General features: G+C 61.4%; 13 protein-coding genes. 5 read left to right on the top strand and 8 right to left on the bottom strand.

The window, feature by feature from the left end; genetic code table 11:
• Position 1: 1 nt before the first annotated feature.
• Complete coding sequence (locus ABTV29_RS20725) at positions 2-679, top strand: type 1 glutamine amidotransferase domain-containing protein (RefSeq protein ID WP_433766546.1); 678 nt, start codon at positions 2-4, stop codon at positions 677-679.
• Positions 680-1,069: 390 nt separating this feature from the next.
• On the opposite strand, the gene hglS is transcribed toward ABTV29_RS20725, so the two are convergent.
• The 6 genes from hglS to ABTV29_RS20695 form a co-directional block, all read right to left on the bottom strand.
• Positions 1,070-2,449, bottom strand: coding sequence for a 2-oxoadipate dioxygenase/decarboxylase HglS (hglS, locus tag ABTV29_RS20720; RefSeq protein WP_433766545.1), 1,380 nt, complete (start codon positions 2,447-2,449; stop codon positions 1,070-1,072).
• Between the two features lie 111 nt (positions 2,450-2,560).
• On the bottom strand, positions 2,561-3,517 hold the full coding sequence (locus ABTV29_RS20715; RefSeq protein WP_433766544.1) for an alpha/beta fold hydrolase: 957 nt from the start codon (positions 3,515-3,517) through the stop codon (positions 2,561-2,563).
• Positions 3,518-3,539: 22 nt separating this feature from the next.
• Entirely contained in the window at positions 3,540-4,991 is a 1,452-nt protein-coding gene (locus tag ABTV29_RS20710; RefSeq protein WP_433766543.1) for a flavin-containing monooxygenase, read from the bottom strand.
• Between the two features lie 610 nt (positions 4,992-5,601).
• Positions 5,602-6,471 carry an isocitrate lyase/PEP mutase family protein gene (locus ABTV29_RS20705; protein ID WP_433766542.1) on the bottom strand — a complete coding sequence of 290 codons (870 nt, stop codon included), beginning with the start codon at positions 6,469-6,471 and terminating at the stop codon, positions 5,602-5,604.
• Between the two features lie 194 nt (positions 6,472-6,665).
• Positions 6,666-7,700, bottom strand: coding sequence for an arginine N-succinyltransferase (gene astA, locus ABTV29_RS20700; RefSeq protein WP_433766541.1), 1,035 nt, complete (start codon positions 7,698-7,700; stop codon positions 6,666-6,668).
• 55 nt (positions 7,701-7,755) lie between these two features.
• Positions 7,756-8,772: an arginine N-succinyltransferase gene (locus ABTV29_RS20695; RefSeq protein WP_433766540.1), complete on the bottom strand. Its 1,017-nt coding sequence runs from the start codon at positions 8,770-8,772 to the stop codon at positions 7,756-7,758.
• 592 nt (positions 8,773-9,364) lie between these two features.
• Between ABTV29_RS20695 and ABTV29_RS20690 the strand changes: the two genes are divergently transcribed.
• Entirely contained in the window at positions 9,365-9,934 is a 570-nt protein-coding gene (locus tag ABTV29_RS20690; protein ID WP_433766539.1) for a histidine phosphatase family protein, read from the top strand.
• Positions 9,934-10,689, top strand: coding sequence for a precorrin-6A synthase (deacetylating) (cobF, locus tag ABTV29_RS20685; RefSeq protein ID WP_433766538.1), 756 nt, complete (start codon positions 9,934-9,936; stop codon positions 10,687-10,689). The genes ABTV29_RS20690 and cobF overlap by 1 nt, the downstream gene beginning before the upstream one ends.
• Positions 10,690-10,797: 108 nt before the next feature.
• Here the strand turns inward: cobF and ftrA are convergent, their stop codons facing one another.
• Positions 10,798-11,772, bottom strand: coding sequence for a transcriptional regulator FtrA (gene ftrA, locus ABTV29_RS20680; protein ID WP_433766537.1), 975 nt, complete (start codon positions 11,770-11,772; stop codon positions 10,798-10,800).
• A 113-nt stretch (positions 11,773-11,885) separates the two neighbouring features.
• On the opposite strand from ftrA, the gene ABTV29_RS20675 reads away from it, so the two are divergent.
• Positions 11,886-12,320, top strand: coding sequence for a rhodanese-like domain-containing protein (locus tag ABTV29_RS20675; RefSeq protein WP_433766536.1), 435 nt, complete (start codon positions 11,886-11,888; stop codon positions 12,318-12,320).
• Positions 12,321-12,406: 86 nt separating this feature from the next.
• Here the strand turns inward: ABTV29_RS20675 and ABTV29_RS20670 are convergent, their stop codons facing one another.
• Complete coding sequence (locus ABTV29_RS20670; protein WP_433766535.1) at positions 12,407-13,114, bottom strand: type 1 glutamine amidotransferase; 708 nt, start codon at positions 13,112-13,114, stop codon at positions 12,407-12,409.
• Between the two features lie 216 nt (positions 13,115-13,330).
• Here ABTV29_RS20670 and ABTV29_RS20665 point away from each other — a divergent pair, with 216 nt between their 5' ends.
• A complete protein-coding gene (locus ABTV29_RS20665; RefSeq protein WP_433766534.1) occupies positions 13,331-14,110 on the top strand; it encodes an ABC transporter substrate-binding protein in 780 nt (259 codons plus the stop codon).
• The last annotated feature ends 193 nt before the right edge of the window (positions 14,111-14,303 follow it).

Below are 14,303 nucleotides of genomic sequence, written 5' to 3'. Positions count from 1 at the left end.
CATGAAAATCCTGATGGTTCTAACGTCCCACGATCAACTGGGTAACACCGGCAAGAAAACCGGTTTCTGGCTGGAAGAATTCGCGGCACCCTATTTCGCCTTCAAGGATACCGGCGTGCAGTTGACCCTGGCCTCGCCCAAGGGTGGTCAGCCACCACTGGACCCGAAAAGCGACGAGCCCGATTTTCAGACCGAGGCCACCGAGCGTTTTCGCAAGGATTCTGCGGCCCAGGCCGCCCTGGCCTCGACCGTCCTGCTCAGCTCTGTGAATGCCGGGGATTACGACGCGGTCTTCTATCCCGGTGGGCATGGCCCGCTCTGGGACCTGGCCGAAGACAAGCACTCGATCGCCCTGATCGAAGCGTTCTACAACGCCGGTAAACCGGTTGCGACCGTTTGCCATGCCCCTGGCGTATTGCGCCATGCCAAGGACGTGAACGGCCAGCCGCTGGTCAAGGGCAAGAAGGTCACGGGATTTACCAACAGCGAAGAAGACGCCGTGCAGCTGACCAATGTCGTGCCGTTCCTGGTGGAGGACGAACTCAAGGCCAAGGGCGGGATCTTTTCCAAAGGGCCTGATTGGGCGAGCTATGTGTTGACCGATGGTCTGCTGATCACCGGGCAGAATCCGGCGTCCTCACAGGCGGGGGCTGAAGCGTTGCTGGCGAAATTGAAATAGACACAAAACCTGTAGGAGCGAGCCTGCTCGCGATGGCGGTCTTGCATTCAACATCGCTGGCGGCTGGACTGAGGCCATCGCGAGCAGGCTCGCTCCCACATTTAGATCATTGTCGAACACAGGTTTTGTGTACGCGGAAGAACCACTGTGGGAGCGAGCCTGCTCGCGATGGCGGTCTTGCATTCAACATCGCTGGCGGCTGGACTGACGCCATCGCGAGCAGGCTCGCTCCCACGTTTAGATCATTGTCGAACACAGGTTTTGTGTACGCGGAAGAACCACTGTGGGAGCGAGCCTGCTCGCGATAGCGGCCTTGCATTCAACATCGCGGGTGGCTGAACTGACGCTATCGCGAGCAAGCTCGCTCCTACAGTGTTTGGTTGTTCGGTGTTAGCCGTGCAATGAGGCGAAACACTGCTCTATCGAGCGCCGTTGCGTCTGTGCATACAGCTCCAGCTCATCAATCGTCGGCCGGCCCAGCGCCTTTTCAAATGCCTGCTGATTGGAGTGCACGCCATAGTGGGTTTGCGCGGCATCGCCCAGGTTTGACTGGAAAATCCCCGCGGCGCTGACCGGCAGGAAATCTTCGTACACCAGGGGTTCAACCCGCAGATAGCCACCGCTGACCAGTTCTTCCAGGGGCAGGGTTTTCAGCTCGGCCGCCGCCTGGCCTTTTTCCGTCACGAAGTAGCGGAAGTACGCCAGTTCCTCGCGGCGCATGCCGTCGTAGGTGTCGGGAAATTCGCTGAAGTGCTGGGTCATCAGCGCGTTGTAGCGGGCGGCGTTGGCTTCGTTCGGGAAGTCCTTGAGCTCGTCCCGGGCGGCATTGAGCAGGCGGTCATACAGCGCCCGGCCTTTGGGGGTGAGGGCGGCGCCGCGTTGCTCGATCTCGCCGAAACGGGCGCTGTGGCTGCCCCGGGTATCGGCTTGATCGGTGAAGGCCACCGGTTCGTCGAGGGCCTTGAAACTGGTCTGGCGCAGCAGGATCGGGCACTGGCGACGGGGCGGGCCTTCGATCACCGCTTTGGGGGTGATGCCATGCACCGGCATTTGCGCCTGGACGATGTCGATGTCCAGAGTACGTGGTGTCAGGTGATTGATGTGCGGGCCCTTGAACGCCACCACATCGGCGATCAGGCGATGCTGGGCGCTGAGTTGGCGGTACTGCTCGGCGGTCACGGTAGCGCTGTGATGCCAGCGGAAGGTCTCCAGCGTCTGTTTGACGAATTCCTGCGCCTCCTGTTCGGTGAGGCCGCCCTGGGTTTCGGCGCGCTCGATGAGGGTCAGCGCGAGCGGAGTGAAGATCGAACGCTTGTCCAGCATCGATTGGGCAAACGCCCGCAGTTCCGGGTCTTCGATCAGTTCCAGGCGCAACAGCGAGGTGAACACGCGGAACGGGCTGACCTGCAACGAGGCCTCATGCACCGCCCGGAACGCCGTGGAATGCACCGGCACCCCGGCCGGCGTCAGGTCGTAATAACCCACCGGCTGCATGCCCATGACCGCGAACAGGCGGGCGAGGGTGGCCAGTTCGCCCGCCGTGCCGACACGAATTGCGCCATGGCGCTCCAGGTCCAGGCGCTCGATCTCGCCGGTGCTGTTCAACTGGCTCGCCACCTGCGGGTCGCTTTCGAGCACGTGGCGGTTGGTCTGTTCCACCAGCTCCATCAGCGCGCCGTACAGCGGCACTTCTTCGCGGTACATGTCGGACATCGCTTTGGAGAAGCGTTGACGGATCAGGTCGGGGCTGACGAAGTTCGGGTGAGTCATGAACAGGGTTCCTGGCGCGGTGACGTGAAGGATGGGAGAAAAGATCGCAGCCTTCAGCGCCGCCGACAAACGAAGTTTCTGACGAACTTCATTCTGCAAAGGACTGCATCCTCAATGCAGCCGTTGATCCTGAGGGCTTTCCGAGCGCAGGGATGCCAAAAACTCCCGATACAGGCGAGCCGAACCGGCAGGCGCTTCGACCATCGGCATGTGGCCGATGCCTTCCCAGATTTCCACCCGCAGGTCCAGGATGCCCTTGCTCCAGACAGCCACGCTGCTGACATCGATCAGGCGATCCTTGCGCCCCCACAGCAACAGCGCCGGGGCATTGATGGCCGGCAGTTCCGGCTCCATCGGCGGGCTGGCGCGGAAGTCGCGGAAGATTTCTTCCAGTTCGTCGCGCGACTGTTCGTAACGATGGGCGAAGGCGTCCAGCACCACGCGCGGCATCCACGGTGGATCGGCCATGGTCATGGCATAGAAGTGCCTGAACTCTTCCCGCGATTCGATCAGGAAGGGGTTGTGCCCCTTGGCCAGGTGCCGTTCCAGATCGCTGGGCTCGGGCGAGGTCACGCCCGCCGGGTCGAACAGGGCGACCGAGGCAATGCGTTCCGGGTAATGCGCCGCCAGCCAGGCCGCGATCCAGCCGCCCATCGAGTTGCCGATTACATGGACCTTCTCGACCCCGCAGACATCCAGCAACTGAATCATTCGTTTGGCCTGCAGAGGGATGTCATAACCGCCACCGGCCTTGAAGCCGGTTTCACCGTGGCCAGCGATGTCGGGGATGATCACCCGGTAATTGCCGACAAAGTGCCGGGCAAAGCGCAGCCAGAGGTTTTTATCGGCGCTGAAGCCGTGCAGCATCAACACATTGCTTGATGCTTCATACGGCCCGCCCTGCCAGGTCGAGACGGTCATTTCGTTGATGGGCACGACAATCTTGTGCAGTTTGTACAACTTGGCTTCGGCAGCCACGCTCAAGTCGTACAGCCAGTACCCGACCGCCGGGTAGCTCAACCAGCACCAGGCCGCAAACACCGCGATAGCGACTACCAGTAAAAGCATCTGTCGTCTTCCTTCTGACGGATCAGGACAATATGTGGTCAGCGGGTTTCAGGGCGCGGGTCAATCGATGAAAGCTGAAACTGAACCCCGGAAACATCGCAACCACATGACCGCTCTTGCTTTGATACCAACTGTGGCAGCCTCCGGACTTCCACACCGTACGCTCCATTTCTCTATGGATCATTTCAGTGTAGGTACGTTCTGCCTCGGGGCGCACTTCGATGCTGCGCAAACCTTGAGTTTTTAGCGTGCGAATGCAGTCGAGGATGTAGTTCATCTGCGATTCGATGATGAACAGCGCCGATGTATGGCCGATGCCGGTGTTGGGACCGGTGACGATAAACAGGTTGGGAAAGTCAGGCAGGCTGGTGCCCAGGTACGCCCGGGGATATTCGGCCCAGACATTGCGCAGTTGTGTGCCGTTTCTGCCGGTGACCGGGTAGGAAATCACCCCGTCGGTGGCGTCGTAGCCGGTGGACCAGACGATCAGGTCGAGGTCGATGTGCTGGCCGTCCTGCATGACGATGCCGGTTTCGTCGATCTCCTTGATGCCTTGTTCGCGGCTGTGCAGCGTCACATTGGGCCGGGCCAGCGCCGGGTACAGCGTGCTGGAGAGAATGACCCGCTTGCAGCCGATGGTGTAGTCCGGCGTCAGTTTTCGCCGCAGTTCGGCGTCGGGTACCTGGCGTTTGATGAAGCGCAGGGCCTGGTGCTGGACCATGCGCACCGCCGGTTTCGAGTATTTGAAGGCGATGACCCGGGTTTCGAACTGCCAGTAGATCATCCAGCGCAGCAGTTTGTAGGCCGGCTTGAGCCCCAGCAGCCAGCGCTGGAAGCGCCCGAAGGTGCGGTCGGCCCGGGGCAATACCCAATGCGGCGTGCGCTGGAACACATGCAGGTGCCCGACATCCGGGGCAATCGCCGGAATCACCTGGGCCGCGCTGGCACCGCTGCCGACGATCGCCACGCGTTTTTGCCGGTAATCGAAGGAGTGGTCCCAGTTATTGGTGTGAAAGGTCTTGCCCTTGAAGCGCTCCTGGCCGGGAAAGTGCGGCACCACCGGTTGACTCAGGGGCCCGGTGGCATTGATCAAGAACTGCGCATGAAAGGTGCCTTTGGCGGTGTGAACCGCCCAGCGCAGGTTGGACTCGTCCCATTCCACGCGTTCGACATTGGCCTGCAGTTCCACCCGGTCACGCAGGCCGAAACGCTCCACCACATGGCGGGTGTAGCGATGCAGTTCGGCCTGTTCGGCGAACATCTGCGTCCAGCGGTAAGGGGCGAAGGACAGCGAGTAAAGCGGCGAGGGCACATCGACCGCCGCCCCCGGGTAGGTGTTCTGGCGCCAGGTGCCCCCGAAAAAGTCCCGCCGCTCAAGCATTCGAAAGTCGGTGATACCGGCCTTGAGCAAATTCACCGCGGCGCACTGGCCGCCAAAACCGCTACCGATGATCAATACATGGAAGGTCTGCATGGGCTTCCTGAGGGATACGGGTTGGACCCTTATCCTTCATGTATAGCCAAATTGAGGGGTATTGCTTTGATCTTGTGGGAACTGAGCTGATCGCGTGATCGTGTACATATCCATTGCTGCGGTAACGGCCGCTTATGGTTTCGCCCTTACGGCGAGTCACTTTTAACAAACGCCCGGAGTGCCGGCCCAGTTAAAAGTAACCAAAAGCGCTCGCCCCGGCGTCCGGCCCCTCGCTGAGGCTCGGCGTACCTTCGCTCCGGCATTCATCCGGGGGCATCGCCTCCGGTTTGCTTCGCTGCACCTCCTCTCGATGTGTGCGGCTGCGCCGCACGGCGCTACGCGCCTTACCCCCGGATGAACGCCTCCACTCAGCCTCCCGAAGGGGCGGGTGGATCAAGATCAAGAGCTTGCAGGCGAGCTAACGCTCGGCCTGTTGAGTGGTGAGAAGCAGGTCAGGTGCACGCCGTCCCCTGTGGAAGCTGGCTTGCCAGCGAAGGCGGCGTGTCGGGCGACATCAGTGTTGACTGATCAAACGCCTTCGCGAGCAAGCCCGCTCCCACAGTGGTTTTGGCGTTGCCGGATTTTGTGACCTGCGCGAATCCTTAAGCGGTTACTCCTTGACGCTCATGAACTCCTCGGCCCAGCGAATGTATTCCTCCGGCTGGGTGTAGGTGTGGGTCAGTTCGGTGGCGCTCAGGTCCGAGGCCTGGGTGAAGATCTGGCGTTGTTCGCGCAGGCTGTCGTAGGTGGCCTTGATGGCGGCGAAGTAGGCGCCGTGGCCGTCGATCACCACTCGCACGCCCAGTTCGGCCAGGCGTTTGTCGTCGCGCAGCAGCGGGTTGCCGTAGGTCACCAGCATCAGTGGCACGCTCAGGTGTTCGGCGATTTTTTCCAGGTGGTCGAAATCCTTCACGCCCACCATGCAGATGCCGTCCGCGCCGGCGGCCTGGTATTGCTTGGTGCGGCTGATGATTTCCTGAACCGGCAGGATCCCGGCATGGGTGCGGGCGATGATCGCCATTTCCGAGTCGCAGCGCGCTTCCAGTGCGGCGCGGATCTTGCCGACGCCTTCGGCGACGGTGATCAGGTCGGTGGATTTGCGGCCGAATTGCGCCGGCAGCAGGGTGTCTTCGATGGTCAGTGCGGCGATGCCGGCGCGTTCCAGTTCGACGATGGTGCGCATGACGTTGAGCGCGTTGCCGTAGCCATGGTCAGCGTCGGCAATCACCGGCAACTGGGCGACGCGGCCGATGCGGGTGGCCTGCTCGGCGAATTCGCTGAGGCTGATCAGCGCAAAGTCAGGGGCGGCCAGTACCTGCAACGAGGCGACCGAACCGCCGAGAATCCCTACTTCGAACCCCAGGTCCGCGGCAATGCGTGCCGACATCGGATCGAAGACCGACGCGGTGTGGTAGCAGGTGTTGGACGCGAACAGTTGACGAAAATTGCGGCGCAAATCTTGATGAGACAGCCTGGACATATGAGTTCCACCAATGGAAATGGAAGGGCTTGAGCAAAAGTGTCAACGCCGAAAGTGTTAAAGGCTATCACGGGTGCAAGCCGAGAATGATGACGAATTTAGCGTGAATACAGCCAATTTGTCCGGTGCGCAACCGTTTGTGCTTGGCCCAGACCGGGTATTTACCCCTGAGGATCAGGCCCGGTTGGCAGCGATCAGGCCGCCACGGCCTGGCGCTGTCGATGGTGCAGCAGTACGCAGCGTACTGAGTCGCCGGGCTGTAATTGCAGGCGTTTGGCGGTCAGGCGGTCGACCGTCAGGCAATGGCCCGTGCGTCGCGCCGGGGCGATGGTGATGCGGCAGTTTTCCAGGCGTCGGTTGTGGATCAGCCACATCGGCGCCTGCTCGTCGGGGGTGCCAATGGACAAATCCAGCAACTGGCTGTCACGCACGGTGCGGATATTCGACACCGGCGCCTCGATGACCGGGCCGGCGTCGAAGATATCGACGTAACCCTTATGGGCAAAACCCTCGGCGGTGAGGATTTTCAGCGCCGGTTCGCTGTTCGCATGGGGCTTGCCGATTGCCGCCTGGGCCTGTTCGGTGAGCAGGCAGGTGTAGAGCGGCTGGCGCGGCATCAGTTCGGCGATGAACGCCTTGTTGCCCAGCCACGACAGGTGGTCGGCCTGGCTGAAATCCTTCTTGAAAAAGTGCCGGCCGACGCTGTCCCAGAACGGCGAGCAGCCTCGTTCATCGGCAGTGCCGCGCAGTTCGGCGATGAGTTTGTCGCCGAACAGGTGCGGGAATTCGGCGACAAACAGCAGGCGCCCCAGTGACAACAACCGGCCGCGGCCCTCCAGGCGTTGATCCGGGCGCAGGAACAACGAGCAGAGTTCCGATTGGCCGGTCATTTCATTGTTCAGGAACAAGGTCGGGATCTGCCGCTGGATACCCAGGTCCGCCGACGAACTGACCGTCAGCCCGACCCGGTAGTTGTACCAGGGCTCACGCAGGCCGATGGCGCCGGTCATGGCGCTGACACCGATGACTTGCTGATCGTCGTCTTCGAGCACGAACAGGTAATCGGCGTCGGCACGCTCGACCTGTTCGGCGAATGTCCGTTTTGCCCAGCGCAGCCGGTGTTGCAGGCGATCCTCGTTGGCCGGCAGGCTGTTCAGTCCGCGACCGGCCTGGCGGACCAGTGCACGCAAGGCGGGCAGGTCGGTGACCTCCACGGGGCGGACAATCATGCTGCAACTCCTTTTTCGCACCCGTCCGGGCGCCTGGCACCGCGCAGGTTGCGGCTCACAGGGCGACCAGCCGGATCGGGCTGCCTTCGCTGACTTTCAGCGCGGCGCACATGCTGGCGTCCAGTGCCACCGGTTGGCCGGCGATGTAGTCGAGATCGGCGACAATGGCCCGATAGTTCTCCAGCGAGTCATTGCTCACCAGATAGCGGCCGCGGGCATCGATGCTGGAACCTGGTCGGGCCACGCTGGTGCGGCTTTCGGCAATCGAACGAATGCCATGGGTGCGGGCAAAAAGGGTCGGGCCACCGTCGAACAGATCGACGTAGCTGTTGGTCTCGAAACCCTCCCGCGCCAGGATATCGAAGGCATCCTGGCCATCGGGATGGATACGGCCGATGCAGTCTTGCGCGGACTGGGGCAGCATCGGCACGTAGATCGGGTATTGCGGCATCAATTCTGCGAGAAACGTGCGGCTTTCCAGGCCGCACAGCCGTTCGGCCTCGACATAGGGCAGGTCGAAGAAGTGCTTGCCCACCGCATCCCAGAACGGCGAATGGCCGTCTTCGCTGCTGTAGCCGACGATCTCGGTGATGACCGCATCGGCAAAACGCCGGGGATAAGCGGCAATGAACAACAGCCGGGCCCGTGACAGAAGTTCGGAGAACGCCGTGCGCTCCAGGGCTGCATCGATATGAAACCCGCGCAGCAAGGTGTGGGCGCTGAGGTCCTGGCAGACCGACAGCGCCGGCACTTCATGCTCGATGTTCAGCTCCCGCGAGGCGCTGTTGAAGTGCCGGTTACGCAGGCTGTAGAACGGCTCGCTGAAACCGGCGGTGGCGAGGATTTCCGAGCAACCCACAAGGTTGCGGGTCGCCAGGTCTTCCAGCACGAAACAATAACTCTCGGGCCCCGGGCTGAAGACGTCGTGCTCGAACGAGGTGCAGGAATCGAGAATCTTGTCGCGCAGGCGTTCGCCATCGTCCGGCAAGGACGTGACGCCCACCAGGCTTTCCCGGGCAAGGCGCTGCATTTGAGGCAGGTCGGTTAACTGCACTGGACGCAAGACCAGCATGGATGCACTCCTTGTATCAAAGGGCTCGGTGTCGGGCACCGGACCGGACTATCACTGTCGGTTTCCACGCATTGAAACGGCGGGCGCGTTGTCGGCTCCGCTCTTTTTTGTTCTTTACGGTTTCATGGCCACAAGTGGCGCCCACGGCCTGGTGAATCGAAACGGGTCATCAGGCGGGTACGGCACGGTGTTCGGACAAGGCTACGTCCAGACATTGATGTCCAGACCAGGATCGAAGATCGGGTCTTTGAGTGAGGGCATCCGGGCTCCTGCTGGATGAGATTTTGGTAATCCTTTGAAATCAGTATTTAGTTAATGGCTATTGCATGTCTAGTTAATTTTGGCGCCGTTCCGAGCGCTCGATCATGAAGGGGAGGCTCTTGCGGCGAAGGGCTACGCGGATGTCGATTGACCTTGTAGGCCTTGGCCTAAATGGCTGTCGGACAAAGCTGTTGTTGTGTAAAGAAATGCCTGAAGGCGTGCGGGTCATTGGCTGAAACAAAACACCCCCTGATCCCTGTGTTCCGGCACAATTGCCCACTATTGCGCGGCCCGACGCCGTTTTTCACCGTGATCAACAGAGAGAACTTTCGTGCAGGCGACCCGTTTGACCCTGATCTGCCACGCTCGAACCGTCGCACAAAAATTGGCGAGATTTCCTACAAACGAGCCATTGGAGATGGATTGGCAGTCGGCCACGGGTTCGCGCCGCGCTCGGTTCGAGGGTTCTCCAAGGCTGTTGAGCGCGCCGGAACTGCGCACGCGGCAGACCGCCGAGCTGTTCGGCAGTGACATGGAGATTGTCGAGGCGCTCAGGGATTGCGATTTCGGGCGCTGGAAGGGCGTGCGTATCAAAGACCTGCAAAAGAACGAACCCGAACAACTCCAGTACTGGCTCGTCGACCAGGATGCTGCACCCCACAATGGCGAGTCGGTCACGCAGGTCATCGCGCGAGTGGACGCCTGGCTGACGACACTGCAATCGACGCCCGGGCATGTCGTCGCCGTCACCCATCCGTTTATCATCCGCGCCGCGCTGACCCATGTGCTGCACAGTTCGGCGTTTAATCTGATTGATGTGGAGCCGTTGTCGGCCATCGAACTGCAGTTCAATGGTTGCTGGCGGCTACGCCTGGGCACTAAACCCGAAGGAACGCTTTGATGAAAAAAATCCTGGTCATCGGCATTGGCGCCGGCAATCCCGACTACATCACCATGCAGGCGGTGAAGGCGCTGAATCAGGCCGACGTGTTTTTCCTCATGGACAAGGGCCAGAGCAAGGACAAACTGATCGATCTGCGCCGTGAAATCTGCGAGCGCTACATCGCAGGTCACGACTACCGCTTCGTCGAAGCCCAGAGTCCGGAGCGCGAGCGTGGGGATGTGGACTACACGTCCAGCGTTGATGACTTGAACTTGGCCAAGCAGCGCACCTTTGAGCAACTGATCAACGAGCAATTGGCCGATGGCCAGTGCGGCGGTTTCCTGGTGTGGGGCGATCCGGCGCTGTACGACAGCACCATTCGCATCCTGCAGGCGATTCTGGCGTCAGGCACCTGTGCCTTCGAGTTCGAGGTGATCCCCGGCATCACCAGCGTCCAGGCCCTTGCCGCGCAGCACAAGGTGCCGCTCAACCAGATCGGGCGCTCGGTGGAAATCACCACCGGCCGGCGACTGGCGGCGGGGCAGGTGAGCGATGCGGATTGCCTGGTGGTGATGCTCGACGCGCAGGATTCCTATCACCATGTGGCGGACAAGGACACCGAGATTTACTGGGGGGCCTACCTGGGCACGCCGGACGAGATCCTGATCAGCGGCCGGCTTGGGGATGTGGCGGATGAGATCGAGCGGGTGCGCAAGGCGGCGCGGTTGGCCAATGGGTGGATCATGGATACCTATCTGCTGCGTAAGCCTTGAGTCATTGATTGTTCCGACTGGCCCCATCGCGAGCAAGCTCGCTCCCACAGGTTTGGCAGTGATCCTGTAGGAGCCGAGCTTGCTCGCGATGAGGCCCTCAAGGGCGACTCAGGAAATGACCTTGACCCCACGCCCAAACCGCTCCCGATACACCGACGGCGGCACCCCGACCACAGTACGAAACGCCACCCGGAAACTTTCCACCGACCGATAACCGCAATGCTGGGCAATCTGCTCGGTGTTCTGGTGGGTGCTTTCCAGCAGCTCCCGGGCGCGGCCCAGGCGTTCGTGTTGCAGCCAGGTCTTGGGCGACTGGCCGCTGGCTTCGGTGAAGCGCCGCAGGAAGGTGCGCTCGCTCATCGCCGCTTCGCTGGCCAGATCGCGTACCTCCAGGGGTTCATGCAGGCGCTCCCGTGCCCACTGCATGACGCGGGACAGATCGCTGCGTGGCGTGGGACTGACCGGCGTTGGAATGAACTGCGCCTGGCCACCGGTGCGTTGCGGCGACATCACCAGCCGCCGGGCCACGGCATTGGCCACCTGGGTGCCGAAGTCCCGCGCCACCAGATGCAGGCAGGCATCGATGCCGGCGGCGCTGCCGGCGGACGTGATCAACTGGCCCGAATCGACATACAGCACGTCCGGGTCCACCAGAATGTTGGGGAAGCGCTCGGCCAGTTCCGTGGCGTAGCGCCAGTGCGTCGTGGCGCCGTGGCCGTCGAGCAGGCCGGTGGCCGCCAGCACGAAGACCCCCGAACAGATCGACAATAACCGCGCGCCCCGGGCATGGGCCTGGCGCAAGGCTTTGATCAGCGCCTCGGGCACCGCCGCGTTGCGATCGCGCCAGCCGGGAATGATGATGGTCCGGGCTTCTGCGAGCAGTTCCAGGCCACCGTCGGCCAGTACCTGGATGCCGCCCATGGCGCGCATCGGGCCCTGGTCGACCGCGACGATCTGGTGTTCGTACCAGGGAAACTCAAACTCCGGCCGCGCCAGGCCGAAGACCTCGACGGCGATGCCGAACTCAAAGGTACAGAGGCCGTCGTAGGCCAGGATGGCGACCAATCCAGGGGCAGGTTGCATTTGGCGGAAAGTTCCCGGTGAGTGTCTTGTCCGCCACTGTAGCGGCAAGAGGCGGGCAGATAAAGTCTGTTCACACCCCTCGATACTCACACCAAAGATTCGGAGAAAACCCCATGACCAGTCTGGTCCGCGAAATCCCCGCCGCCCCGTCGGCCATCGCCCTGATGCACTTCAGCAACCGCCTGACATTCGAAACCGACTGTTCCGACGTCCACGGCAGCCAACTGGCGGGCGAGGTCGATTTTGTCCTGGTCGACGTACGTGGCCCACTGGCCTTCGAACGCGGGCATGTGCCCGGCGCCATCAACATTCCGGGGCGCATGCTCACTGCCCAGGCGCTGGCGGATTACCCGAAAAGCAGCCTGTTCGTGGTCTATTGCGCAGGCCCGCACTGCAACGGCGCGAACAAGGCCGCGGTGAAACTGGCGGCGCTGGGTTACCCGGTCAAGGAAATGATCGGCGGCGTGACCGGGTGGCTGGATGAGGGGTTTGAGTTGAGTGTGTCACTGCAAAAGCCGGCCAAGGCTGTGGTTGGTTGCGAGTGTTGATCTTCAATTAACCCGGATCAACTGTGGCGAGGGAGCTTGCTCCCGCCGGGTTGCGAAGCAGCCCTGTGCATTCATACAGATGCGTCTCAATGGCGGGAGCTACGACTGCTTTGCAGCCGGACGGGAGCAAGCTCCCTCGCCACGAAAAGCATCAGTGACGAGTTAGAAACAGTCCACCACTCATCCAGCGTCACCTGCAACCATTCAAAAACAGCAGCATATGCAGCACTGTCCTGCTCCCCCCGGGGCAGCGGCGACTCCTCGGCAAAGTGCTGATTCAGCACCGCCACGGATTCGGCATTCCACTCCGGATGAAACTGCAACCCCACCCGCGTCGGCCCGACGCAATACATCTGCTGTTCACACTGCCCGCTACTGGCCAGCAATTGCGCACCCGGCGGCAGGTCGAAGGCGTCTTCATGCCACTCCAGGACCCGAAGCTGCCGACCATCGGTGAACGACACCTCGGTCCAGCCGGTTTCAGTCCGCTCCATGCGCCGCACGTTGCCGCCCAGGCTCAGCGCCAGCAATTGCGCGCCGAGGCAGATGGCAAACACCGCCGCACCTTGCTCCAGGCTGCCCGCCAGCCACTGGCGTTCGGCTTCCAGCCATGCCGGCCCGGCGTTGGACTCATAAGGCCCGCCCAACAGAATCGCTGGCGCCGCGCTGACGGGCGGTAGCTGGCCGAGGTCGGCGCGAAACACGTTCAGCGTCACGCCGCGGGAGGCTGCCCAGTCGGCAATGGCACCCGGCCCTTCGGCGGGGTGATGCTGGATAAGGTTGAGTTCGGTCATCACGCTACTCTTGTGCCTGCAGATGGGCGCTCAATGTGCCGCAAAACCGGGGGCGCCACCAGCCAGTCTGTTCAGCGCCTACGCTGGCGAAATCTTGTGCCACCGCACAAGCCGCTCTAGACTGCCGGCCACTTCGGTCCTTACTCGCCACAAGCGAATGACCGAAAGCTGCCAATCGAAGCTGCTAATAAGAGCCTCCGCACACAGGAGTTATAAATGAAGAAGCTAGTGATGTTCGGTGCCCTGGCACTGTCGATGTTGTCCCTGACCGCCGTGGCCGACGACACCAAGCCGATCCGCATCGGTATCGAAGCCGGTTACCCGCCGTTCTCGATGAAAACCCCTGACGGCAAACTCACCGGTTTCGACGTCGATATCGGCGACGCGCTGTGCGAGCAGATGAAAGTGAAGTGCACCTGGGTCGAGCAAGAGTTCGATGGCCTGATCCCGGCACTGAAGGTCAAGAAAATCGACGCCATCCTGTCGTCCATGACCATCACTGACGATCGCAAGAAGAACGTCGATTTCACCATCAAGTACTACCACACCCCGGCGCGCTTCGTGATGAAGGAAGGCTCCGATATCAAGGACCCGCTGACCGAACTCAAGGGCAAGAAAGTCGGTGTGCTGCGCGCCAGTACCCACGACCGCTTCGCCACCGACGTACTGGTGCCGGCCGGTATCGAGCTGGTGCGTTACGGCTCCCAGCAGGAAGCCAACCTGGACATGGTTTCCGGTCGCATCGACGCGCTGCTGGCAGACTCGGTCAACCTGGACGAAGGTTTCCTGAAGACCGACGCGGGCAAAGGCTTCGCTTTCGTAGGCCCGACCTATGAAGATCCGAAATACTTCGGCGGCGGCGCCGGCATTGCAGTGCGCAAGGGCGACAAGGAGCTGGCGGACAAATTCAACACCGCCATCACCGAAATCCGCGCCAATGGCAAGTACAAGCAAGTGCAGGACAAGTACTTCAACTTTGACGTGTACGGCCATTAATACGCTGTAGAAAAAGGTGGCCCCGTTGACGCGGTGGCCACTTTTTTTATGCTTGATATCTATTGAAAAGAGAGTCCTGTGGGAGCGAGCCTGCTCGCGATGGCGATTGATCAGTCAGTGCATCAGTGCCTGACAAAGCGCTATCGCGAGCAGGCTCGCTCCCACAGGTGATCTCGCCGTTTTCCAGTATTCA

It is taken from the genome of Pseudomonas putida (assembly GCF_050989985.1).
In the GTDB taxonomy this organism is placed as follows: Bacteria; Pseudomonadota; Gammaproteobacteria; order Pseudomonadales; family Pseudomonadaceae; genus Aquipseudomonas; species Aquipseudomonas putida_AI.
This window is presented reverse-complemented; position numbering and strand designations above follow the sequence as displayed.

Coding starts and splice junctions, on each gene's coding strand:
- astA (WP_433766541.1), bottom strand. CDS start 7,700: ATGATTGTCCGCCCCGTGGAGGTCACCGACCTGCCCGCCTTGCGTGCA.
- hglS (WP_433766545.1), bottom strand. CDS start 2,449: ATGACTCACCCGAACTTCGTCAGCCCCGACCTGATCCGTCAACGCTTC.
- ABTV29_RS20675 (WP_433766536.1), top strand. CDS start 11,886: ATGACCAGTCTGGTCCGCGAAATCCCCGCCGCCCCGTCGGCCATCGCC.
- ftrA (WP_433766537.1), bottom strand. CDS start 11,772: ATGCAACCTGCCCCTGGATTGGTCGCCATCCTGGCCTACGACGGCCTC.
- cobF (WP_433766538.1), top strand. CDS start 9,934: ATGAAAAAAATCCTGGTCATCGGCATTGGCGCCGGCAATCCCGACTAC.
- ABTV29_RS20725 (WP_433766546.1), top strand. CDS start 2: ATGAAAATCCTGATGGTTCTAACGTCCCACGATCAACTGGGTAACACC.
- ABTV29_RS20695 (WP_433766540.1), bottom strand. CDS start 8,772: ATGCTGGTCTTGCGTCCAGTGCAGTTAACCGACCTGCCTCAAATGCAG.
- ABTV29_RS20715 (WP_433766544.1), bottom strand. CDS start 3,517: ATGCTTTTACTGGTAGTCGCTATCGCGGTGTTTGCGGCCTGGTGCTGG.
- ABTV29_RS20710 (WP_433766543.1), bottom strand. CDS start 4,991: ATGCAGACCTTCCATGTATTGATCATCGGTAGCGGTTTTGGCGGCCAG.
- ABTV29_RS20665 (WP_433766534.1), top strand. CDS start 13,331: ATGAAGAAGCTAGTGATGTTCGGTGCCCTGGCACTGTCGATGTTGTCC.
- ABTV29_RS20670 (WP_433766535.1), bottom strand. CDS start 13,114: ATGACCGAACTCAACCTTATCCAGCATCACCCCGCCGAAGGGCCGGGT.
- ABTV29_RS20705 (WP_433766542.1), bottom strand. CDS start 6,471: ATGTCCAGGCTGTCTCATCAAGATTTGCGCCGCAATTTTCGTCAACTG.